Annotated in this window: 21 protein-coding genes; 12 read left to right on the forward strand and 9 right to left on the reverse strand. The window is 65.2% G+C overall.

All coding sequences use genetic code 11. The annotated features are described in order from the left end of the window. Positions 1-11 precede the first annotated feature (11 nt). Together LOKO_RS08260 and hemN are read left to right on the forward strand one after the other, a co-directional pair. Positions 12-1,208: an NnrS family protein gene (locus tag LOKO_RS08260; RefSeq protein WP_083517503.1), complete on the forward strand. Its 1,197-nt coding sequence runs from the start codon at positions 12-14 to the stop codon at positions 1,206-1,208. Positions 1,209-1,324: 116 nt separating this feature from the next. After that, positions 1,325-2,710 (forward strand): oxygen-independent coproporphyrinogen III oxidase, encoded by a 1,386-nt coding sequence (hemN, locus tag LOKO_RS08265; protein ID WP_066447548.1) that lies wholly within the window; start codon positions 1,325-1,327, stop codon positions 2,708-2,710. Positions 2,711-2,772: 62 nt separating this feature from the next. Here the strand turns inward: hemN and ytfE are convergent, their stop codons facing one another. Continuing rightward, complete coding sequence (ytfE, locus tag LOKO_RS08270) at positions 2,773-3,429, reverse strand: iron-sulfur cluster repair protein YtfE (protein WP_066447550.1); 657 nt, start codon at positions 3,427-3,429, stop codon at positions 2,773-2,775. A 168-nt stretch (positions 3,430-3,597) separates the two neighbouring features. On the opposite strand from ytfE, the gene norR reads away from it, so the two are divergent. The 4 genes from norR to LOKO_RS08290 all read left to right on the forward strand — a co-directional run bounded on the left by norR (position 3,598) and on the right by LOKO_RS08290 (position 8,952). Further along, positions 3,598-5,127 carry a nitric oxide reductase transcriptional regulator NorR gene (norR, locus tag LOKO_RS08275; RefSeq protein ID WP_066447555.1) on the forward strand — a complete coding sequence of 510 codons (1,530 nt, stop codon included), beginning with the start codon at positions 3,598-3,600 and terminating at the stop codon, positions 5,125-5,127. Between the two features lie 236 nt (positions 5,128-5,363). Further along, the gene (gene ubiT, locus LOKO_RS08280; RefSeq protein WP_066447558.1) at positions 5,364-5,846 is read left to right on the forward strand and encodes a ubiquinone anaerobic biosynthesis accessory factor UbiT; all 483 of its coding nucleotides are present in this window, start codon (positions 5,364-5,366) and stop codon (positions 5,844-5,846) included. Between the two features lie 49 nt (positions 5,847-5,895). Continuing rightward, positions 5,896-8,007 carry an adenosylcobalamin-dependent ribonucleoside-diphosphate reductase gene (locus LOKO_RS08285; protein ID WP_066447560.1) on the forward strand — a complete coding sequence of 704 codons (2,112 nt, stop codon included), beginning with the start codon at positions 5,896-5,898 and terminating at the stop codon, positions 8,005-8,007. 189 nt (positions 8,008-8,196) lie between these two features. Next, complete coding sequence (locus tag LOKO_RS08290; RefSeq protein WP_066447562.1) at positions 8,197-8,952, forward strand: ribonucleoside-diphosphate reductase; 756 nt, start codon at positions 8,197-8,199, stop codon at positions 8,950-8,952. Between the two features lie 374 nt (positions 8,953-9,326). Here the strand turns inward: LOKO_RS08290 and LOKO_RS08295 are convergent, their stop codons facing one another. Continuing rightward, positions 9,327-10,082 (reverse strand): DeoR/GlpR family DNA-binding transcription regulator, encoded by a 756-nt coding sequence (locus LOKO_RS08295; RefSeq protein ID WP_066447565.1) that lies wholly within the window; start codon positions 10,080-10,082, stop codon positions 9,327-9,329. A 276-nt stretch (positions 10,083-10,358) separates the two neighbouring features. Here LOKO_RS08295 and LOKO_RS08300 point away from each other — a divergent pair, with 276 nt between their 5' ends. The 6 genes from LOKO_RS08300 to cdd all read left to right on the forward strand — a co-directional run bounded on the left by LOKO_RS08300 (position 10,359) and on the right by cdd (position 16,304). Continuing rightward, on the forward strand, positions 10,359-11,633 hold the full coding sequence (locus LOKO_RS08300; protein WP_066447574.1) for a NupC/NupG family nucleoside CNT transporter: 1,275 nt from the start codon (positions 10,359-10,361) through the stop codon (positions 11,631-11,633). A gap of 62 nt (positions 11,634-11,695) precedes the next feature. Then, positions 11,696-12,469 carry a deoxyribose-phosphate aldolase gene (deoC, locus tag LOKO_RS08305; RefSeq protein WP_066447580.1) on the forward strand — a complete coding sequence of 258 codons (774 nt, stop codon included), beginning with the start codon at positions 11,696-11,698 and terminating at the stop codon, positions 12,467-12,469. After that, positions 12,469-13,854: a thymidine phosphorylase gene (deoA, locus tag LOKO_RS08310; protein WP_066447582.1), complete on the forward strand. Its 1,386-nt coding sequence runs from the start codon at positions 12,469-12,471 to the stop codon at positions 13,852-13,854. The genes deoC and deoA overlap by 1 nt, the downstream gene beginning before the upstream one ends. Continuing rightward, positions 13,851-15,152, forward strand: coding sequence for a phosphopentomutase (locus LOKO_RS08315; RefSeq protein ID WP_066447585.1), 1,302 nt, complete (start codon positions 13,851-13,853; stop codon positions 15,150-15,152). The genes deoA and LOKO_RS08315 overlap by 4 nt, the downstream gene beginning before the upstream one ends. A 10-nt stretch (positions 15,153-15,162) precedes the next feature. Then, positions 15,163-15,891 carry a purine-nucleoside phosphorylase gene (gene deoD / locus LOKO_RS08320; protein ID WP_066447591.1) on the forward strand — a complete coding sequence of 243 codons (729 nt, stop codon included), beginning with the start codon at positions 15,163-15,165 and terminating at the stop codon, positions 15,889-15,891. Then, complete coding sequence (cdd, locus tag LOKO_RS08325; RefSeq protein ID WP_066447594.1) at positions 15,888-16,304, forward strand: cytidine deaminase; 417 nt, start codon at positions 15,888-15,890, stop codon at positions 16,302-16,304. Before deoD ends, cdd begins: the two co-directional genes overlap by 4 nt. Before the next feature lie 58 nt (positions 16,305-16,362). Here the strand turns inward: cdd and LOKO_RS08330 are convergent, their stop codons facing one another. From LOKO_RS08330 to hmpA, 7 genes are all read right to left on the reverse strand, one after another. After that, positions 16,363-16,617 carry a hypothetical protein gene (locus tag LOKO_RS08330; RefSeq protein ID WP_066447597.1) on the reverse strand — a complete coding sequence of 85 codons (255 nt, stop codon included), beginning with the start codon at positions 16,615-16,617 and terminating at the stop codon, positions 16,363-16,365. Positions 16,618-16,675: 58 nt separating this feature from the next. Then, complete coding sequence (locus LOKO_RS08335) at positions 16,676-17,425, reverse strand: anaerobic ribonucleoside-triphosphate reductase activating protein (protein ID WP_066447600.1); 750 nt, start codon at positions 17,423-17,425, stop codon at positions 16,676-16,678. A 78-nt stretch (positions 17,426-17,503) separates the two neighbouring features. Then, positions 17,504-17,668, reverse strand: a complete 165-nt coding sequence (gene nrdD / locus LOKO_RS08340; protein ID WP_066447604.1) for an anaerobic ribonucleoside-triphosphate reductase — start codon at positions 17,666-17,668, stop codon at positions 17,504-17,506. A 49-nt stretch (positions 17,669-17,717) separates the two neighbouring features. Further along, complete coding sequence (locus LOKO_RS08345) at positions 17,718-19,448, reverse strand: ribonucleoside triphosphate reductase (RefSeq protein ID WP_066447607.1); 1,731 nt, start codon at positions 19,446-19,448, stop codon at positions 17,718-17,720. A gap of 190 nt (positions 19,449-19,638) precedes the next feature. Continuing rightward, positions 19,639-20,556: a U32 family peptidase gene (locus LOKO_RS08350; protein WP_066447610.1), complete on the reverse strand. Its 918-nt coding sequence runs from the start codon at positions 20,554-20,556 to the stop codon at positions 19,639-19,641. Positions 20,557-20,569: 13 nt separating this feature from the next. Further along, the gene (ubiU, locus tag LOKO_RS08355) at positions 20,570-21,565 is read right to left on the reverse strand and encodes a ubiquinone anaerobic biosynthesis protein UbiU (protein ID WP_066447613.1); all 996 of its coding nucleotides are present in this window, start codon (positions 21,563-21,565) and stop codon (positions 20,570-20,572) included. A gap of 150 nt (positions 21,566-21,715) precedes the next feature. Beyond that, positions 21,716-22,888, reverse strand: a complete 1,173-nt coding sequence (gene hmpA, locus LOKO_RS08360) for an NO-inducible flavohemoprotein (protein WP_066447615.1) — start codon at positions 22,886-22,888, stop codon at positions 21,716-21,718. Positions 22,889-22,923 lie beyond the last annotated feature (35 nt).

A 22,923-nucleotide genomic window follows, 5' to 3' on the forward strand; every position in this document is an offset into this window, starting at 1 on the left:
ATTTTATATGCATGTTTAAGAGCAATGCAAAATTCTTCGCGGTGGCGGCTGGGCAAAAGCCTGTCTCGACAGCGCTGCGACAACCGGCCTGGCGCTGGTTCTTTCCCTTGGCGGCACTGCACGCAGCGCTGATGGTGCCGCTGACGTTGCTCGCTCTCTACCATGGGTGGGACATCTTGTCGCAGCTGGCTTCGCCGGCCGCCCATGCACGTGAACTGCTATTTGGCTTCGCCCTGGCAGTCATCGCTGGCTACCTTCTCGGGCCGCTGCCACGGCGGTTGCAGGGGTGGCTGGTGGGTCTGTGGCTGGTGGGGCGGCTGGGTATTCTCGATTGGCCGGGAGGTGCGGTGGCAACCCTGGCCGATGCGCTCTTTGCCCTGTGGCTGGCCGGCTTGCTGGTGCCCCGGTTTCTCGCCGCGAAAAAGTGGCGCAACCGGGTGCTCTCGCCGTTGCTGGGGCTCATCTGCCTGCTGGCGGTGGTGACCCTGACCTGGCGCTACCTGGATGACATGCCGACCACTGCACCGCTGATGCACCAGAGCGTGCTGTGGCTGGTATTGCTGATGACTTTCATGGGTGGACGGATCATCTCCCCTGCCGTCAATGGCTACCTGATGAGCCGCTATCGCATGGCGGGTGCCGGCGTGCAACCGCAGGTCGAGTCGGCACTGATCGTGCTGCTGGGAAGCGCGCCCTTCTTGATGCTGTGGTCGGCCCTGCGACCGCTGGCGGCGGGACTGGTGCTGGCGGCCGGTCTGCTGGTGCTGTGGCGTGTGATGCGCTGGGGGCCTGGCCGCTGTCATGAGCGCCCCGACCTGCTGGTGTTGATGCTGGGCTATACCTGGCTTGGCATCGGACTGCTGCTGCTGGCGCGCACCTGGTGGGTGCCGGTACATGCCAGCACGGCGCTGCACGTTTTTACTATCGCTGCGCTGGGAACGCTGTCCAGCACCATCATGCTGCGCCATGTGATCCTGCGTGCCAGATACCGTCCCGAGAGCGAATGGGCGCTGGTGCCGCTGGCCGGACTGTTTGCCACCGCCGCCATCATGCGGCTTTGGGCGCTCGATGCAGGTAGCGCCTGGCTGGTCATTCTATGGGTATCGTCACTGCTCTGGAGCCTGGCCTGGCTGCTGGTGGCTTGGCGACTGTGTTACTGGCTGGCACGGATCCCCTCCGGTAGGTCAGGGCCAACTCCTCCCCGGTAATTGATCACGGACAAGAGTTGAGCGGGCGCACGCAGACGACACGTATCGCCAATGTCATACTGGCGCCATAGGCAATGGCCAGCCCATGTCCCCTTCTCAAGAGGCTGTTTTCGATCATGCAAGACGATCTGCTATTCAATCGCCCCCTGGTGGAGAAGTACGACCGTCCGGGGCCGCGCTATACCTCCTATCCCACGGCGCCCCAGTTCCATGCGGCCTTCGCCGAGGATGACTATCGGGCCGCTGCCGAGCGTAGCAACCGGGTCGCCGCCCCCAAGCCGCTCTCGGTCTATGTGCATATCCCCTTCTGCAAGAGCCTCTGCTACTACTGTGCGTGCAACAAGATCATCACCCACAATACCGACCGGGCGGCGGAATACCTGGCCTGGCTGAAGCATGAGGTCCAGACCCAGGGGGCGCTGTTCGACGAGACACGTCGCATGACCCAGCTGCATCTTGGCGGCGGCACACCCACCTACCTGAGCAATACCCAGCTGGGGGAGCTGATGAGGTCGCTGGACGAGGCTTTCCACTTCGCGCCGGTGGAGGAGCGCGAGTTCTCTCTGGAGGTGGACCCGCGCACGGTGACCCCGGAGCAGATCCATGAGCTCCATGACCTGGGCTTCAATCGTCTCAGCTTCGGCGTCCAGGACTTCGATCCGGATGTCCAGCAGGCCGTCAATCGCGTGCAGAGCGAGGAGCAGGTGGTGTCGCTGGTCCAGGCGGCCCGCGATGCCGGCTTCGAATCGATCAGCGTCGACCTGATCTACGGCCTGCCGCTGCAGACGGTGGCGAGCTTCGACACCACCCTGGACAAGATCATCGCGCTGCGTCCGGACCGCATCGCCGCCTACAGCTATGCGCACCTGCCGGAGCTGTTCAAGGCCCAGCGGCTGATCCGCCCCGAGGACATGCCGCCGCCGGAGCGCAAGATGGAGTTGCTGGAATTGACCATTCGGCGCCTGACTGGGGCCGGCTACGTCTATATCGGCATGGATCACTTCGCCCTGCCCGAGGACGAACTCTCCCTGGCCAGGGAGAATGGCACCCTGCAGCGTAACTTCCAGGGCTACTCCACCCATGCGGACTGCGACATGATCGGCCTGGGTATCACCTCCATCGGCAAGGTGGGCGACAGCTACAGCCAGAACGTCAAGGAGACCGCCCAGTATCAGCATCGGCTCGAGGCGGGAAGGCTGCCGGTGATGCGCGGCTATCGTCTCAACGACGACGACCGGCTGCGTCGCGATGTGATCAATGCCCTGATGTGCCACGGCCGGATCGACTTCGCCGATATCGAGGCCAAGCACGACATCGTCTTCCGCGACTACTTCGCCGATGCCCTGGCGGAGCTGGCCGAAATGCAGCGCGACGAGCTGATCGACATCCGTGATGAGGCGATCGAGGTGCTGCCGACCGGGCGATTGATGATGCGCAACGTGGCCATGGCCTTCGACGCTTATCTGAAGCCCAATGAGGGACGCTTCTCGCGTACCGTCTAATACGCTCTATGTCATGACAACGGCGCCTCGCAGGGCGCCGTTTTTCATGAGCCAGTAGCGGTTCAGGCGGTACGTTCGAACAGCAGGTTGTTCTCCAGATGGATGTGCTGCATCAGGTCTTCGCGGAACTCGTTGAGACCGGTGTATAGCGCGCGCCAGGTGGTACAGGCGCCTTTGGGTGGGGTGATGTTGTCGGTCAGCGCCATGACTTCGTCGAGATTCTCGCCGTGATCGTCATGTTCCTGGCGCATGACCGCGATCGGCCCCTTGGCCTGGGCGGCCATGCCGCTTCGCAGCATCGGAAACAGGATCTGCTCCTCCTTCTGCATGTGGCTCTCCATCTCCTGGAAGATCACCGACAGCAGGTCGGCCAGGCCGTTGGGGCAGGTGTCACGCTCGCCGTGAACGAGCTCCACGCGACGCGCCATGCGGATCAGTTCCGGCAGCTGCTGGCGATGTACATCGTGATAGCGGGTCAGGATGTGGTCAATCAGCTCATCATTGCTGGCCGATTGCCAGTCGCGCTGGTCCGGGTTGCCGGCCGGCAGGGCTTCCAGCGCCGCGACCAAGGCGGCGATATTGGCTCCGGCCTGCTCGGCGGCGGATTGCAGGCTCAGGCGTCCGCCACAGCAGAAATCGATGCGATTCTGATGAAAGACCCGGGTGGCACCGGGCAGGTCCAGGGCCAGGCGACCGATGGGTTGTTCGAGCAGGCTCATGGCATATCCTCAAGCAGGGTGGGGGTGTCTGGTCTTGCTTACCTGTACTGGCGTTGCAAACCCTGTGCCAGACTATTATTCGTTTTATAACAAGGGTCTGTATTTTGTGTGGTAAAAAAAACCCTGAAAGAATAGGGTATAAATAACCCTGTCACGGTAAAATTCACCATGTTGGACGATAGCCTGCTGGCCGATATGGCCGCCGATCTTCCCAGCGCCGTGCGGCTGCAGCGCCTGGTACGTACCCTTCGCGAGGAGTTTCGCTGCGGCGCGGTGTGCCTGCTGCAACTGCAGCAGGGAATCCTCGCCCCCGTGGCAGTCGATGGACTGGTGCGCGAGGCCCTGGGCCGCCGCTTCGAGGTGGCCCGTCATCCCCGGCTGGCGACGATACTGTCCAGTCGCAGCACCACCTGCTTCCCTCCCGACTCCACCCTGCCCGATCCCTACGATGGCCTGGTGGAGCAGCGGCCCGGTGAACCGCTGCACGTGCATGATTGCATGGGCATCAGCCTGCACGTCGAGGGCCAGCCCTGGGGCGTGTTGACCCTGGATGCCCTGGTGGCCGGCACCTTCGATGCCAGGGCGCGAGCAGCACTGGCTCGCTATGCGCTGCTTGCGGAGGCCGCGGTGCGCGTAACGCGCCTGGAGCAGGAGCTTCGGGCCCTGCACATGGCACATCATGGCGATGGGGCGGTTCCGATCGAGCCCAGCGTCGGTGGGGAGATTCTTGGCCATAGTGCCGCGCTTCGGCGCCTGCTGCAGGAACTCGACGTGGTGGCCGAGTCGGGACTGCCGGTCTTGCTCAGCGGAGAAACCGGTGTAGGCAAGGAACTGTTCGCCCGGCGCCTGCACCAGCGCTCGTCACGGCGCCAGCAGCCACTGGTGCAGGTCAACTGCGCGGCATTGCCCGAGTCGCTGGCCGAGAGCGAGCTGTTCGGACACGTGAAGGGCGCCTTCTCGGGCGCCGTCAGCGACCGGGCGGGGCGCTTCGAGGCGGCCCATGGAGGCACCCTGTTCCTCGATGAGGTGGGCGAGCTACCGCTGAGCGTTCAGGCCAAGCTGCTGAGGGCACTGCAGAATGGCGAGGTGCAGCGGCTGGGAGAGGATACGCCTCGTCAGGTCGATGTGCGTATCCTGGCCGCCACCAATCGGCATCTGGCTGATGGGGTGCGTGACGGACACTTTCGCGCCGATCTCTACCATCGCCTCTCGGTCTATCCGGTGGCCATTCCGCCGCTGCGCGAACGCGAAGGGGATGTGCTGGTGCTGGCCGGCCACTTTCTCGAGATCAACCGCACGCGGCTCGGGGTGCGCAGCCTGCGCCTCTCGCCGGAGGCCGAGCGGGCGCTGTGCAGCTATGCCTGGCCGGGAAACGTACGGGAACTCGAGCATGTCATCAGTCGGGCGGCAATCAAGGCGCTGGGACAGGGTGCGCGACGCGACGAGATCATCACCCTGGTGCCGGAGTGGCTCGATCTCGCTAGCGGTGCGGCCGTCGATGTATCGCAGGGGCGTCAGGTCGAACCGGAAGCCTTGGCGACAGGTGAATCGTTGAAAGCTCAGGTTGCCGCGACCCAGCGACGCGTCATCCGTCATGCCCTGTCGGTCAGCGACAACAACTGGGCCACGGCCGCGCGACGGCTGGGAGTCGATCCCAGTAATCTACATAAACTTGCGCGCCGTTTAGGGATCAAATAGTTAGTGCAATGCAAGAGGTAGCGTTGAAAATAAACGCTACATCTGGTGCTTGATAACACCCGGTGAGCTATATATGGTACTCAAGCCCTAGGTTAGGGTAGTGGCACGAGCTTGACACACATCAGTGCAGACGTGCGGCATCGTGCCTAGGATGGACGGTTCGTCGGCCGCCATGGCCGCAGCCCGATTCATCGGTTCGATCCCACTGGCGGGTTCGACCCCACTGGAGAGTAGCAATGCTTCCGTTGCCCCTGTCACTTCTGCCGCGCCCTCCCGCCCCGACCCGCTTGATTCGCGCCATCGACCCTCGGGTGCCCCTGACATTCAAGCGCCACGTTATTGAGCCGGTGCTCAATCGCACCTTTGCCGAGCCCCTGGAAGAGGGTGAGTTCGACGCTCTGGAAGGTCGGCGTATCACGCTGCACGTGGATGATCTGGGCGTTCTGCTGACCTTGACCCTAGAGAATCAGCGGCTGGTGCTGAGCCGCGAGGCCGGTGAGGCGACCATCCGGGGCGGCTGGCGCGAGTTCCTCTGTCTCGCCACGCGCCGCGAGGATCCCGACGCCCTGTTCTTTCAGCGCAGGCTGTTGATCGAGGGCGATACCGAGCTCGGCCTGATGGTCAAGAACCTGCTGGACAGTCGTGAAGAGGGGCTGGCCCAGGGGCGGCTGGGTGACTGGCTGGTGCGCCTGGAGCGAGTGGCGCGCCGCGACGATTGAGTTTCTTCTTGTTAACGAAAACAGCCTACGCAGGCGGAGATAAGCCGACATGAGCACTTCCACCAAGGCCGTCAAGACATCCAATGAGGTTCCGTTGCAGGTACCCTCCCGTGATATCTGGGACGCCAAGTACCGCCTCAAGGATCGCCATGGCCGGGCGGTCGACAAGGACGTGACAGAGACCTGGGATCGCGTGGCGCGTGCCCTGGCGGTGGTGGAAGGAGACCAGGCGGACGTCTGGCTGCCGAAGTTTCGCTGGGCCCTGGAAAACGGCGCCATCCCTGCCGGACGCATCATGTCCAACGCCGGCGCCGAGGACTACAAGCCGGCGGTGAGCCTGATCAACTGCACCGTGTCGCGCACCATCCGCGATTCCATGCACGACATCCTCGACAGCGTGGTGGATGCCGGCATGACCCTCAAGGCGGGCTGTGGCATCGGCTACGAGTTCTCGACCCTGCGCCACAAGGGCGCCTTCGTTTTTGGCGCCGGTGCCGGTACCAACGGCCCGCTGGCGTTCATGGATATCTACGACAAGATGTGCTTCACGGTGGCCTCCGCCGGTGGGCGCCGCGGCGCCCAGATGGGCACCTTTGACGTCGGCCACCCGGACGTGCGCCAGTTCATCGAGGCCAAGCGCGAGGCCGGCCGCCTGCGTCAGTTCAACCTCTCGCTGCTGATTACAGACGAGTTCATCGAGGCGGTGAAGCAGGATACCGACTGGCCGCTGGCCTTCCCGCTGCATTCCGGTGAAAAGGAGGATGTGAAGCCCGAGGACCTGATCTATCGCGACTGGCCGGTGGTCGAGGACGCCTACACCACCGACGACGAGGGCCGCGTGGCCTGTCGTATCGTCGAGGTGATCAAAGCCCGCGAGCTGTGGGACACCATCATGAAGTCGACCTACGACTTCGCCGAGCCGGGCTTCATCCTGATCGACCAGGTCAACCGCATGAACAACAACTGGTTCTGCGAGGAGGTCCGGGCGACCAACCCCTGCGGTGAACAGCCCCTGCCGCCGGAGGGTGCCTGCCTGCTGGGCTCGGTCAACCTGACCCGCTTCGTCATCGACCCCTTCGGCAAGAAGCCGCGATTCGACTGGGACCGCTACCGCAAGGTGGTGGCGATCTTCACCCGCATGCTCGACAACGTGGTGGAGATCAGCGGCCTGCCGCTTGAAGGCCAGCGCAAGGAGATCGAGGCCAAGCGCCGTCACGGCATGGGGTTCCTCGGCCTGGGCTCGACACTGACCATGCTCAAGATTCCCTACGGTTCGGCGGAGTCGCTGGCCTTCACCGAGGAGGTGAGCCGCAACCTGGCCCTCGAGGGCTGGAAGCAGGCGCTGGAGCTCTCTCGCGAGAAGGGCATGGCGCCGATACTGGCCGAGGACTTCGAAATTACCCCCAAGATGCTGCGCGAGCGGCCGGAACTGGCCAAGGACGGCTACGAAGTGGGCGATAAGGTGCCCGGCCGCATCCTGCATGCGCGCTACAGCCGCTACATGCAGAAGATCGCCGAACTCGAGCCGGAGCTGGTGGCGGCGCTCTCCGAACACGGCGCGCGTTTCACCCACCATTCGTCCATCGCGCCCACCGGCACCATCAGCCTCTCCCTGGGTAACAATGCCTCCAACGGTATCGAGCCGTCGTTCTCGCACCGCTACTTCCGCAACGTCATCCAGTCGGGCAAGAAGACCAAGGAGCAGGTGGAAGTGTGCTCCTTCGAGCTGGCCGCCTACCGCCACTTCATCGCCGCCGACGCGGTGGAGAGCGACCTGCCCGACTACTTCATCACCGCCGATGCGGTGACTCCGAAGCAGCACGTGGCGGTCCAGGCGGCGGCCCAGGCCTGGGTCGACTCGGCGATCTCCAAGACGGTCAACGTGCCCACCGACTTCCCCTTCGAGCAGTTCCAGGATCTCTACCTGGACGCCTACGAGAGCAAGCTCAAGGGCTGTACCACCTTCCGCTTCAACCCGGAAGCTTTCCAGGGCGTGCTGGTACGCGAGGATGATCTGAAGAACACCACCTATGTCTTCGAGCTGGAAAATGGCGAGACGGTGGAACTGGCGGGCGACGAGAAGGTTGTCTACGACGGCGAGGAGCACAACGCGGCGAACCTGTATGACGCGTTGAAGGAAGGCACCTATGGAAAGTGGTAAGCACTTGTACTTCCAGCTGCCGGTAGTGAGGTGCGCCGGGGGCACGTCGAAGAGGAGGTCCTACGCCATGGGTGGCGTAGGTAGCGTACAGGGATGTATTCACAGCGCCTCCTTGCAGACGTGTCGCCGGTGCAGCCCCGAGCGAGTGAAGCTGCGCGCCCTTGAATCCTTTTCCGCAGGAGCCCACTGATGGCCGTCGAAATCAAGTCCAAGATCGTCTCCTACAGCGTCAAGAAGGCCGTGGAGGAGGTACCGCTCGCGGATGAGAATCCGCTGACGGTGCGCATTCCGTCGCGTCCCGAGGGCACCCTCGAGGCAGTTTCGGAGAAGATCTCCTACGTTGGCGCCGAAGGGCGCAAGAAGGTCTACCTGCTGGTCTCCTTCATGCCGGTGGAAGGCGTGCTCGACGGCAAGCGAGTGGTGATCGAGCGTCCGGTGGAGTTCTTCTTCCCCTCCGGCCAGCTCTCCAGCGAGCATCAGTGGATCACTGCCACCATGCGCAGCCTGTCGCTGGCTGCCCGCGGCGGCTACGTCACCCAGGCGGTGGCCGACCTGCGCAAGGTGGCCTGGGACAAGGGCCTGGTGCGCTGCGGCATGAACCGCTGGGGAAAGCCCATGTTCCACGACTCCGAAGTCGCCGCCATCGCCTGGTCGATCCAGCAGATCCTCTATCGCCGCGGCTTCCTCGACCAGGACGGCAACCAGGTACCGGTGGAGGAACTGGTCAGCCGCTATGCCCATCGCCTGACCCATGGCCACCCCTGGCAGCCACCCACGCCGGAGGAGGAAGCGAAAGCCGAGCAGCAAGCCAAGGCACTCGCTGCCGGAGAGAAGGGCGATGGCCCCACGGTGGTCGGCCACTGCCCCGAGTGCCGCGGTGAGCTGATCATGATGGATGGCTGCCCGACCTGCTATGCGGGCTGCGGCTGGTCCAAGTGCGGCTAAAATTCACCTGATTCGCGTAAGACTCTGCAGGCGACTGGCGGAGGCTCCGACGTCGGCGGTATCGCCAGCCTTGGCAACACCGCCGGGAGGCCTCCAGTCGCCGATGCGTCGGACCGGAGCTAAAGCTGCTCCAACAGTGTGGTAGTTGCCGACCTTGTTGGAGCGCTGGTTTCCATCGCGACTGGCGCCGTCAGGCGCCTTGGCGGAGGCGCGGACGTTGGCGGTATCGCCAGCCTTGGCAACACCGCCGGGAGGCCTTCGGCCTCCAGTCGTGATCTAAAGATACTCCAACAACGGCGTGGCACCGTTGGAGGAGAGGGCAGCTGTTGGAGCGCTCGGTTCGGCGCTCCGAGTTCCCATCGCAACTGGCGCCCTCAGGCGGCGACGATTCTCGGCCCGCCACTCTCCGGCGACGGCGCCATGTCACCGTCGGTGATCACCACGTCGAAATCGTCGAGCCGGGCGAAGTAGGCCGGGCGAATCACGCCGATCTTGCTCTCATCGGCCACCAGCAGGCGCTGGGCCGCGCAGGCGATGGCGGCCTGTTTGGGCGCGACCTCGTGGAAGTGGAAGCAGCTCACGCCCTTCTGCTCATGCACGCCGGCGGCGGAGAAAAAGGCGCGGTTGATCCCCAGGCGACGGATTGAGTGGTTCATGTCGTCGCTGCCGAAGGATTGCGAGGCCGGGTAATAGACTCCGCCGAGCAGTACCAGGCGAACATCGGGCAGCGTGCTCACCGCATTGGCGACATTGAGCGCGTAGGTCACCACTGTCAGCTGCTTGCGACCGGACAGCAGGCCGATCAGCGGCAGAAGGGTCGTGCCGCAGTCGATGAACAGTGTATCCCCTTCCTCGATGAAACCGGCAGCTTGCTCGCATAGGCGGTGCTTGGCCTGAAAATGGCTGTCCTTCTGCTCATCGACGCTGTAGACCGGGGCATACTGAGGGTTGTCCGCCATCACCAGGCGACCACCCAGGAAAACCATGGCGCCATCGCTGGCGGCGACATCGCGGCGGATCGTCATCTCGGAGACACCGCAGAGGCGTGCCGCCTCGCTGAGGTGGATCGTCCCCCCTCTGGCAAGGGTTTCCTGCAGTCGGGCCAGGCGCATTGCGCTTCGGCCGTTCATCGAGCCATTACCTTCTTCATCGAACCCTCCGCTTCCCTGATGGGGCCTATGCTGAGCCAGGCGGTGCGGTTTTTCCACTCTAGCGCGCCGGGGCAGGCCCATGGTCAGCCCCGGCTGATCCAATGTCGATGCAAGAAATGTTGGAAAAATAACATTTGGTGTTATAAGTTTCCCAGATCGGCTGACCTAATCGCCTATTGCCGAAACCAACAACAACGCCTCGACCCTCGACTTGCTCAGGCGAGCCCACTCCCAGCGTGGCTGGAAGGACTTCCCATGACACCCATCATGAGCCTGGTCGGTATGGTGACGCTGATTGCCATTGCCCTGCTTTTCTCTACCAACCGGCGGCACATTCGCCTGCGAACCGTGGGTGGCGCCTTCGCCATCCAGGCGGGCATTGGCGCCTTCGTGCTCTACGTGCCCTTCGGTCAGGCGGTGCTGGCGACGATCTCCGCCGGAGTCAGTCAGGTGGTGCTCTACGCCAACGATGGCATCGATTTTCTCTTCGGTGGCCTGGCCGATACCGACAACGTCGGCTTCGTCTTCGCCATCAAGGTGCTGCCGGTGATCGTCTTCTTCTCGTCGTTGATCGCCGTGCTCTACTATATCGGCATCATGCAGTGGGTGATCCGCATTATCGGCGGCGCCCTGCAGAAGGCACTGGGCACCTCGCGCACCGAGTCGCTCTCGGCCACCGCCAACATCTTCGTGGGCCAGACCGAGGCGCCGCTGGTGGTGCGCCCTTTCATTGCCCGCATGACACCCTCGCAGCTGTTCGCGGTAATGTGCGGTGGCCTGGCTTCGGTGGCCGGTGCCGTGCTGGCAGGCTATGCGGCACTGGGCATTCCCATGGAGTACCTGGTGGCGGCCTCCTTCATGGCCGCGCCGGGCGGGCTGCTGTTCGCCAAGCTGATCATGCCCGAGACCGAGGAGCCCGAAGACAGCATCTCCAAGGCCGAGGCGCGCCTGGAAGAGGAGGAGGACCACCCCACCAACGTGCTCGACGCAGCGGCCGCCGGCGCCACCTCGGGCCTCAAGCTTGCCGCCAATGTGGGGGCCATGCTGGTGGCCTTCATCGGCCTGATTGCACTGATCAACGGCATGCTGGGGGGTGTGGGTGGTTGGGTCGGCATGGAAGGATTGAGCCTGGAACTGATCCTTGGCTGGCTGTTTGCCCCGCTCGCCTTCCTGCTCGGGGTGCCCTGGGAGGAAGCCACCCTGGCCGGCTCCTTCATCGGTCAGAAACTAGTGGTCAACGAGTTCGTGGCCTATATCAACCTGGCCCCCTACCTGGACGGCGAGCAGGTGGTGGCCGCCACCGGGCAGGCAATGACCCCTTACACCATGGCGGTGCTCTCCTTCGCCCTGTGTGGTTTCGCCAACCTCTCCTCCATCGCGATCCTGCTGGGTGGGCTGGGCAGCATCGCGCCGAGCCGGCGCCATGACATCGCTCGCTTCGGTCTCAAGGCGGTGCTGGCGGGTACACTGTCCAATCTGATGTCAGCCGCCATTGCCGGTTTCTTCCTCTCGCTGGCAGCGATGACCTGATGTCGGGCGTATACCTTTGCCGATTCACTCGTACTTGATGACCCGATCCTACAGGTAGCGATATGACAGAATTCGAACAGGCCGCGCGCCAGGCCCTGGTGCTGATGGACCTCACCAGTCTCAACGACGACGACAGCGACGCGATCATTCGCGAACTGTGCGCCCGCGCCAATACGCCAGCGGGGCACCCGGCGGCGGTGTGCGTCTATCCCCGTTTCATTGCCACCGCCCGTGAGGCGCTGGCCGAGCAGGGCCTGACCGGCAAGGTGAAGGTGGCAACCGTGACCAACTTTCCCCACGGCGAGGCCGACGTCGAGCGCGCCGCGGCCGAGACCCGCGCGGCCATCGCCGCGGGGGCCGATGAGGTCGACGTTGTCTTTCCTTACCGTGCGCTGATGGCGGGTGATGCCGAGGTCGGTCGCGAGCTGGTCGCCGCCTGCAAGCGCGAGTGTGGCGACGCGGTGCTGAAAGTGATCCTGGAAACCGGCGAGCTGAAGGAGGCGGGACTGATCAGCCGTGCCGGCATGCTTGCCATCGACGGCGGCGCCGACTTCCTCAAGACCTCCACCGGAAAGGTGGCGGTCAACGCCACGCTGGAAGCAGCCGATCTCCTGCTCACCACCATCAAGGCGAGTGGGCGCGACGTGGGCTTCAAGGCCGCCGGCGGCGTGCGTACCGCGGAGGACGCTGCTGCTTACCTGCAGCTCGCCGAGAGGGTCATGGGAGCGGATTGGATCACCCCGGCGCATTTCCGCTTCGGTGCCTCGGGCCTGCTGGGAAGCCTGCTCGCTACCCTCGGTACCGAGGAAGACAAGGGCTCGATGGAGGGTTACTGATGCGTTCTCAAGCGCTGCCCCAGGAACTGATCCGCGCCAAGCGCGACGGCGAGGCGCTTTCGCCCGAGGCGATCCGCGAGCTGGTGGGCGGCATCAGCGACGGTAGCCTCTCCGACGCCCAGGTCGGGGCGCTGGCCATGGCGATTTTCCTCAATGGCATGAGCGCCAGCGAGACGGTGGCGCTGACCGAAGCCGTGCGCGACTCAGGCGAGCTGCTCGCGTGGGGTGGTTTGGGTGCGAATCAGGACCTGCCAGGACCGGTACTCGACAAGCACTCCACCGGCGGCGTGGGCGATCTCGTCTCGCTGGTGCTGGGGCCGTGGGTTGCCGCCTGTGGCGGCTTCGTGCCGATGGTTTCCGGGCGTGGCCTGGGCCACACCGGCGGCACCCTGGACCAGCTCGAATCGATCCCCGGCTACGATATCGCCCCTTCGCGGGCGCGTTTTCGCCGTCTGGTGCGAGAGGCGGGTGTGGCCATCGTCGGCCAGACTGCCGAGCTGGCACCCGCCGACAAGCGGCTCTATGCGGTGCGGGACGTCACCGCCACGGTGGAGTCGCTGCCGCTGATCGTCAGCTCGATACTGGGCAAGAAGCTCGCCTGCGGACTCGACGCCCTGGTAATGGACGTCAAGAGCGGCAGCGGCGCCTTTATGCCAACGCCTGAAAAATCACGTGAGCTGGCGGAGGCCATCGCTGAGGTGGCGAGCCGTGCCGGCACGCCGACCACGGCACTGCTTACCGACATGAGCCAGCCGCTGGCGCCCTGTGCCGGCAACGCCGTCGAGGTGCGCCAGGCGATTGCGCTACTGACCGGTGAGAAGAGGGGGGAGGAGAGCGGCGAAAAAACAGACGGTCGACTGATGGAGTTGACCCGCACGCTTGCCGCCGAGCTACTGCTGGCTGGGCGGCTGGCCGAGAGTCGCTCAGCGGCAGTGGCCCTGCTGGACGAACGGCTCGCTTCGGGAGCCGCCGCCGAGCGCTTCGAGCGCATGGTAGCGGGCCTGGGCGGCCCCGCGGACCTGCTCGAACGCCGCGACCGCTACCTGCCCCAGGCGCCCATCGTACGCCCCGTGCATGCCGAGCGCTGTGGCCGCATCACGCGCATGGACACTCGCGCCGTGGGGCTCGCCGTGGTGGCACTGGGCGGCGGACGCCGCGCGCCGGGCGACGCCATCGACCATGCCGTCGGGCTGACCGGCATCGCCGCCCTCGGCGAGGCGGTCGACGGCGAGCGCCCCCTGGCCTGGGTGCATGCACGAAGCGAAGCCGACGCCGAGCGTGCCGCCATGCAGCTACTTGCCGCCATCGATGTGAACGACGTCGGGCTCGGCGACGTCACACTGCCTACACTCATTCAGCACGTGATCCGTCGGGAGGCGCCATGACTCGTGCCATCGTACTGGTACTCGACTCCTTCGGCATCGGCGGCGCACCGGATGCCGACCGCTTCCATGATGCCGGTGCCGACACCCTGGGCCATATCGCCGCTGCCTGTGCTCGCGGGGAGTGCGACGGCTTTTTACAGGGCCCCGAACCCGGCCCGCGACAGGGCCCCGAAGCCGGCCCGGCGGCGCGGCAAGGTCCCCTTGCACTGCCCAACCTGTCGCGGTTGGGGTTGTTCCATGCCCACCGCGAAAGCACCGGCGCCTGGGCCAAGGGCGTCGAGGTGCCAATCGAAGTGATCGGCGCCTACGGCAACGCTCGGGAGATCTCCTCGGGCAAGGACACCCCGTCGGGCCACTGGGAGATCGCGGGTGTACCGGTGCGCTTTGACTGGGGCTACTTTCTCGACCGCGAGGAGAGCTTTCCGGCCGAGCTGCTCGAGGCGCTGATCCGGGAGGGTGATCTGCCCGGCGTGCTGGGCAACTGTCACGCCTCGGGCACCGAGATCATCGCCCGGCTCGGCGAGGAACACATGGCCAGCGGCAAGCCCATCGTCTACACCTCCGGCGACTCGGTGTTCCAGATCGCCGCCCACGAGGAGGCCTTCGGCCTCGAGCGGCTCTACTCCCGGTGCGAGACCGCCCGGCGCTTGCTCGAGTCCTACAACATCGGCCGGGTCATCGCGCGACCCTTCGTCGGGCAGAGCGCGGCGGACTTCGCCCGCCCCGCCAACCGCCGCGACTACAGCGTCGAGCCGCCCGCGGCCACGGTGCTGCAGAAGCTCGCTGACGACGGCGGCGAAGTCATCGCCATCGGCAAGATCGCTGATATATACGCTCACTGCGGTATCACCCGCACGGTCAAGGCCAGCGGTCATGATGCGCTGATGGACGCCACCCTGGCCGCCCTGGATGAGGCCGGCGACCGCTCGCTTGTCATGACCAACTTCGTCGACTTCGACACCCTCTACGGCCACCGCCGCGACGTGACCGGCTACGCCGCTGCGCTGGAAGCCTTCGACGCAAGGCTGCCCGAACTGTTGGCCAAGCTGCGCGACGACGACCTGCTGGTCCTTACCGCTGACCATGGCTGCGACCCCACCTGGCACGGCACGGATCACACCCGCGAACGGGTGCCGGTGCTGGCCCTGGGCGCGGGGCTTCCTGCCGGTTCCCTCGGTGCGCGCGACACCTTCGCCGATATCGGCCAGAGCCTGGCGGCTCACCTGGGACTGGCGCCCATGGCCGACGGCACAAGCTTTCTTTCCAAGCCACTCCCTACCGACCCACTCGCTGCATAGGAGCCTCGACATGGCGACTCCCCATATCCAGGGCGAACGCGGCATCTTCGCCGACACCGTGCTGATGCCCGGCGATCCGCTGCGCGCCAAGTACATCGCCGAAACCTTTCTCGAGGACGCGCGTGAGGTGAACAGCGTGCGCAACATGCTTGGCTTCACCGGCCGCTACCGCGGTCGCGAGGTTTCGGTGATGGGCCACGGCATGGGCATCCCCTCGGTCTCCATCTACGCCAAGGAGCTGATCACCGACTATGGCGTGAAGCGGCTGATCCGGGTTGGCTCCTGCGGTGCGGTACGCGACGACGTGGCGGTACGCGACGTGGTGATCGGGCTCGGCGCGAGCACCGATTCGGCGGTCAACCGCACCCGCTTCATGGGCCACGATTTCGCCGCCATCGCCGATTTCGAGCTGACCCGCCATGCTGTCGACGCCGCCGCGGCCCAGGGCGTGGCGGTGAAGGTGGGCAACCTGTTCTCGGCGGACCTGTTCTACAACCCCCAGGGCGAGCTGTTCGAACTGATGAGGCGCTACGGCATCGTCGGTGTGGAGATGGAGGCGGCGGGGCTCTACGGTGTGGCGGCGGAGTTTGGCGCCAGGGCGATGACCATCTGCACGGTGTCGGACCATATTCTCAAGGGCGAGTCGCTGCCCAGCGAAGACCGCGAGCGCAGCTTCAACGAGATGGTCGAGGTGGCGCTGGAAGCGGTGCTCCGTGACGATGCGGTGGGGGCGGCATGAGCGATATCGATCGGACCATCGATCCGGCGACTGTCGCCGCGCTGATCGTGGCGCGCGGCAATGCCTACGCACCCTACTCGCAGCACCCGGTGGGTGCCATGGTGGAGAGCGAGAGCGGGGCGCGCTACTTCGGCGCCAACGTCGAGGTGGCTCACTACAAGGGGCTGTGCGCCGAGGCCTCGGCCATCGCCGCCATGGTCAGCGCCGGGGAGCGGCGCCTGCGCAGTGTCTATGTCATCGGCCCCGGCGAGCACCTCTGCTCCCCCTGCGGCGACTGTCGCCAGCGCATTCGCGAGTTCGCCGACGCCGAGACCCGCATTTATGTGGTCGATGCCGAGGGCAGGCTGCTCAAGGGCTACACCATCGAGGCACTACTGCCAGACGCCTTCGGGCCGGAGAATCTCAGCCACTGAAGCTATGTCTTCAAAGCTATGTCTTCAAAGCTATATCTTCAAAGCTATATCTTCAAAGCTAGGTCTCCGATGATGCGTTTCTGTCAGGTGTCGATGCTTCACCATTTGTCAGGTAGTGCCTCGATGCCTGGGCGCAGACCCAGAAGATAACGGCAAGGATGACAAAGAACAGGCTACCCGAGACAAGGTTCCAGCTGATGGGCATCTGGTCGATAGCGATCAGATAGAACAGCCCGGCCACCAGCGCGAATATCACGACGATGGCCGCTGCCCAGAACAGGAAGTACAAGGCAATACCCAGTTTGTTCAGCATATCCCTCTCCTCAAGTTGCTCAAGGATTCACACTCAGCTTAGACCATGTCGGTTGGGCTCACTCACGCAGCTCGATGTGCGCGAAATGGGGGGCGAGGCGCTTGACCAGCCCGGCGAGCATCGCCCGCGGCGGGGCGTTTTCCACCGGCTGGCAGTAGGCCGGGTCGAGGCACTGGTTGGTGCGCGCCACCTGAATGGCGTAGCGGCGCACACCGCAGTCGGCCAAGGTGAGTGCAAGGCGCTCCACCCCGGCCAGGTCGAAGTCGCGCCAATGCACGGTGGTGCGGCACTCGAAGGACACGCCGCTGTCGAGCAGCGTCATCAGGCTCTGGCTGTGACGCTGCCAGATGCCGGGTCGGCCGCAGATAAGGTCGAAGTCCCTTCCGCGGCCTTTCACGTCGAGCCCCACCCAGTCGAGATTCGGCAGCAGGCGCGAGAGCCGGCCCGGATAGGGGCCCGCGGTATGCAGCCCCACCTTGAAGCCCATCGCCTTTACTTCGCTGACGGCGGCCGGCAGGGCGTGGTGCAGGGTGGGTTCCCCGCCGCTGAACACCACCGCCTCGAGCAGCCCCCGGCGGCTCTCTAGAAACTCTCGCACCGCCTGCCACTCCTGTTCGTCGCCGCGGCGCGGCGCCATCATGTGGCCGTTGTGGCAGTAGCCGCAGCGCAGCGGGCAACCCTGAAGGAACACCACGCAGGCCAGGTGATCGGGATAGTCCAGCGTGGTCATCTGGGTCAGGCCGGCGATGGGGAGCCGAATGCCATCGAGAGGCACAGGTGAGGATGAGTCGAGGTCGGTGGCGATCATCGAGGGCTCCTTTACCAAGCTGAAGGCTCTTGCCGGGCACGAAGCCCGGCAGTGTAGTGGATGCGTCAGCGCTCGGTATCAGGGTGTGAGGGCGGCGGCCCGTTCGGTGAAGTGGCGGCGCTCGCGATGCTCGGAACGCTTGCCGACGTTGAACTGGCTGACCGGGCGGTGGTAGCCCATCACGCGGGTCCACACCTCGCAGCGCTGGCGTTGTTCGGTGGGCAGGGTGTCGATGTTCGTCATCTTCTTGGCTCCTTCCAGTGGTGAATAAAATAGTGGGGTGAAAAAACGCTCAGGCCGGTATGGCCGCGGCGCGTCTTGCCAGCAGTGCTTCGTCGCACTTCGGGCAGAATTCGTGTTCGCCGGCCAGGTAGCCGTGCATCGGGCAGATCGAGAAGGTCGGCGTCAGGGTGATGTAGGGCAGGCGGAAGCGCGACAGGGCGGTACGCACCAGTTTACGGCAGGCGTCGGGACTGGAGAGCTTCTCGCGCATATAGAGGTGCAGCACGGTGCCACCGGTATAGCGCGTCTGCAGCGGATCCTGGTGAATCAGCGCCTCGAAGGGGTCGTCGGTGTGCCCCACCGGCAGCTGGCTGGAATTGGTGTAGTAGGGCGCCTCGGGCGTGCCGGCCTGCAGAATGGCAGGAAAGCGCTCGGCGTCGGCGCGGGCGAAGCGGTAAGTGGTGCCCTCCGCCGGTGTCGCCTCCAGGTTGTAGAGATGCCCGGTCTCGGCCTGGAACTCCTGCATTCGCCCGCGTACGTGGTCGAGCACCTCCAGGGCAAGCTGGCGCCCCTCCGGGGTGGTGATGTCGTAGCGGTCTTCCGAGAAGTTTCGCACCATCTCGTTGAGACCGTTCACACCCAGCGTGGAGAAGTGGTTGCGCAGGGTGCCCAGGTAGCGCTGGGTATAGGGATAGAGCCCCTCGTCCATCCACTGCTGGATGCACCCACGTTTGAGCTCCAGGCTGTCGCGGCCCAGTGCCAGCAGGCGGTCGAGGTCTTCGAGCAGGCCCGCCCGGTCACCGGCGAAGCGGTAGCCCAGCCGTGCGCAGTTGAGCGTCACCACCCCCAGCGAGCCGGTCTGCTCGGCGCTGCCGAACAGGCCGTTGCCGCGCTTGAGCAGCTCCGAGAGATCGAGCTGCAGGCGGCAGCACATGGAGCGCACCATGTGCGGCTCCAGGTCCGAGTTGAGGAAATTCTGGAAGTAGGGCAGGCCGTACTTGGCGGTCAGCGCGAACAGCCGCTCGGCGTTGTCGCTCTCCCAGTCGAAGTCGGTGGTGATGTTGTAGGTGGGGATGGGGAAGGTGAACACCCGCCCCTGGCGGTCGCCGGCCTCCATCACTTCCAGGTAGGCGCGGTTGATCAGGTCCATCTCCGCCTGCAGCTCGCCGTAGGTGAAGGGCTGCTCCTCGCCGCCGATGATCGGCACCTGATCGCGCAGGTCCGCCGGGCATACCCAGTCGAAGGTGAGGTTGGTGAAGGGCGTCTGGCTGCCCCAGCGCGACGGCACGTTGAGGTTGTAGATGAACTCCTGAACCGCCTGCTTCACTGCTTGATAGTCCAGCCCATCCTTGCGCACGTAGGGCGCGAGATACGTATCGAAGGAGCTGAAGGCCTGGGCGCCGGCCCACTCGTTCTGCAGGGTGCCGAGGAAGTTGACCATCTGCCCCAGGGCGCTGGAGAGATGGCGCGGTGGATCGCTCTCGGCGCGCCCGGGCACGCCGTTGAACCCCTCGATAAGCAGCTGGCGCAGCGACCAGCCGGCGCAGTAGCCGCACAGCATGTCGAGGTCGTGGATATGCAGGTCGCCCTCGCGGTGGGCGGCGCCAACCTCGACCGGGTAGACCTCGTCGAGCCAGTAGTTGGCGATCAGCTTGCCCGAGACGTTGAGGATCAACCCGCCCAGGGAGTAGCCCTGGTTGGCGTTGGCGTGCACGCGCCAGTCGGCGCGTTCGAGGTATTCGTTGACGGTCGAGGCGACGTCGATGCGGCGCGGGCCAGCCTGGCGGATGGGGGCGTTCACCGTAATCTCCCTATATGTGCTGCCGATTGGTGTTTATATACACAACATATGGTGTGGGAAGGCTAGTGCTTTCGGCAGCGGGAGAATATGACCCAGATCAGAAAACGGCCAGATGGGGTATCGAGAAGCAACGAGCCCCGCCGGTCGGCGGGGCTCGAACATGACCGCAAAGGCGCTCATGATGGGCCGCTTAGCCGGCAGGCAGGCGCGTGTTATCCATGCCCGGGCGGCCGTGCCAGTAGCCGTCGCAGACCTCCGCTTCGACCAGGGCCAGCGGGTCGGCGGCGGGCAGCTCGCCGCGGCGGGCGGCGTCGAAGGCGGCGGCGACTTCGGCCATGCCCCCTGCACGGGGGCCCAGGCGCGCTACGGCCACGCCCATCGCGGCCATGTCGCTCACCTCGTGGCGCAGGTCCTGGCAGGCGCCGGAAAGCGTCTGGATGCCGTTGAGGGTAAACACCTCCTTGGACTCCTGGGAGCGCAGCGGCAGGCCTTCGGGGTACTTCTGGCAGACGAACTGGCAGCGATCCTTGGGCTTCTGGTGACGCCGGGCGGTGAAGCAGCGCGACGACCAGGCCAGCGGAAGATGGCCGTAGGCGAATACCTCGCAGGGCTGGTCCAGCCCCTCAGTGGCGCAATCGGTGAGCAGTCGGGCGAGATCGCTGCGCGACATCCCCACCGGCGCCTGCCAACGCTGCATGCCGGCACGGGCCATCACGCCGATGGAGGCCGGGTTGTAGAGATTCAGCGCAGCGCCGGCGACGAAGGGCAGGCCGGCGGCAGAGAGGCGCTGCAGCGCGCTCTGGTCATTGGCCTCGACGGTGAACTCGCCGTTGTCGCACAGCTTGCGCAGGTCGCGCAGGTCGGCCTCGGACTCGATCAGGGTCTGGCTGGCGATCACTACCTGCTTGCCGCTTTCGGTCAGCTCGCGGCCGATGCCGAGCCAGTCGTCGAGCTTCATGTCGCGGCGGCGCGAACAGACGGACTCGCCGAGATAGACGATTTCCACCGGCCAGTCGGCGGCCTCGCGGTAGAAGTCGGCATAGTGCTCGCGGGTCCAGTAGAACAGCACCGGGCCCAGCGACAGCTGCAGGGTAGGGGAAGTCGACATGACGTATCTGCTCCTATTTCCAGCGGCGTTCGTAGGCGCCCAGGGTGGTGGTGGCACCTTCGGAGACCTCACCGAGGCCGGCCATCCAGGCGGGGTCGGGGTGGAAGCGCTCGGGGGCTCGCTCGAGGCGGTCCAGCGCCTGGCGCCAGATACCGGCCACCTTGGATACGTAGGCCGGGCTGCGCTGGCGGCCCTCGATCTTCACCGCGCTGATGCCGAGTTCGCGCAGCTCAGGGAGCAGCTCCAGGGTGTTGAGGCTGGTGGGCTCCTCGATGGCGTGATAGGTCTCGCCGCCCACCTCGAAGCGCCCCTTGCACAGGGTGGGATAGCCGGCCCGCTCACCCTCGCCGTAGCGGTCGATCAGCACGTTGTTGAGGCGCGACTCCAGCCCCTCGGGGGTCTCCTCCCAGCGCACGTGGGCCGCCGGAGAGCAGACGCCGCGGGTGTTGGGCGACTCGCCGGTGAGGTAGGAGGAGAGGTAGCAGCGCCCTTCGGCCATGATGCACAGGCTGCCGAAGGCGAATACCTCGAGCTCCACCGGGCTTTGCTTGGCCAGGTCGCGCACCTGGGTGATGGAAAGCACCCGCGGCAGCACGGCGCGCTTGATGCCGAAATGGTCGTGGTAGAAGCGCAGGGCCTCATGGCTGGTGGCCGAGCCCTGTACCGAAAGGTGACGGGCGAGGTCGGGGCGGCGCCGTGCTGCGTAGTCGAGCAGGCCCATGTCGGCCATGATCAGGGCGTCGACGCCGAGGTCTGCAGCCTGGTCCACGGCGCGGGTCCACTGAGCCCAGCCGTCGGGTTGCGGATAGGTGTTGATGGCACAGAATACCCGCTTGCCGCGGGCGTGGGCGTAGTCGATGCCTTCGCGGGCACGCTTGTCGGTGAAGTTGAGGCCGGCGAACTGCCGGGCATTGGTGGAATTCTGGAAACCGAAGTAGACGGCATCGGCTCCTTCATCCACGGCTCGCTTCAGGGCCGGCAGGTTGCCGGCCGGGCAGACAAGCTCCATGTCGCTCTCCTCGCAGTCTGGGTAAATCCGACCATGCTAGTCGACTATCGAGGTCACGCTTTTGATACGGGTCATGGCGAGGCGGAATTGTCGAGGAAGGAAGGCCTTGGCGCCCTGGTGAGCCAGGACGCGCTTGCTGGCGGTTCGCGTTCAGGCAGCGTCGAGGGGGCGCGAAGGGCCGAAGTGCTCGAAATGGCGGCGGCTCTCGTCGATGCCAAGGTCCGCCAGGGCCTGGTTCACTGCGCTCATGAAGCCCTGCGGGCCGACGAAGTAGCAGCGGGGCTTGCCCGTCGGCAGGTAGTGCTCGAGGAGCGCCCGATCGATGCGCCCGATGTGGTCGGCCTCCTCGCCTTGCTCGTGAATGGTCACCGCCTTGAGCCGGTTGGCGTGTTCCGTCTGCAGCAGGGCGATTTCGTTGCGGAAGGCGTGATGCTCGGCATCCAGGGCGGCGTGCAGGTAGACCACCTGGCGCTGCTGCTCCAGAGCCTGGCGTGCCAGCGACAGCATGGGGGTCTGGCCCACGCCACCGCTGACCAGGACCACCGGCTCGTCGCCTGGATGGAGCGTCAGGTCACCGGCGGGAGGGAGCAGGTCCAGGCTGTCGCCCACCGTCAGCACATCATGGAAGTATCGGCTGACTCGGCCGTCGGGCTCACGCTTGATGGAGATCCGGTAGCCACGGCCGTTGGCTGTAGCCGAGAGACTGTAGTGGCGATAGACCGGCTCGCCCTGGATGCTGACGCGAACGCCGATGTACTGGCCGGGCAGGTGTCCGGCGACGGCGCCGCCATCCTCGGGCTCCAGCACGAAGGAGCGGATCACCGCGCTCTCCTGGCGGGTGGCCGCGATACCAAAACGCCTCAGGCCACGCCAGCCACCGGGCTGCTGGGCGAAGGCGTGGTAGCGCCGCTCCTCGAGCTCGATCAGCAGGCCGGCCAGCTCCTCGTAGAGGGCGCCCCAGGCGTCCGCAATGTCCGGTGTCAGGGCATCGCCCAGCTCCTCGCCGATGGCCGCCATCAGGCATTCGCCGACGATGGGGTACTGGTCCGGCTGGATGCCCAGGGATACGTGTTTCTCGACCACGGTGCCCAGCACGGACCTGGCCATGGCGGGGTCCTGGCGCAGATGCACATAGGCCAGCACGGCGCCGGCCAAGGCGCGCTGCTGAGCACCGCTCTGCTGGTGAGCGGCATTGAACAACGAGGCCACGCCGGGATAGCGGGCAAACATCAGCGGGTAGAAGCGCTGGGCGATGGCATCGAGGTGCTCCGCGACCACCGGGGCGGTGGCTTCAATCAACCTTTCTTGCTCGTGGGTGAGCATGGGGCGTCTCCTTCGTCAGGGATGACTTTATAAAG

Origin of the sequence: Halomonas chromatireducens (assembly GCF_001545155.1) — a bacterium.
In the GTDB taxonomy this organism is placed as follows: domain Bacteria; phylum Pseudomonadota; class Gammaproteobacteria; order Pseudomonadales; family Halomonadaceae; genus Halomonas; species Halomonas chromatireducens.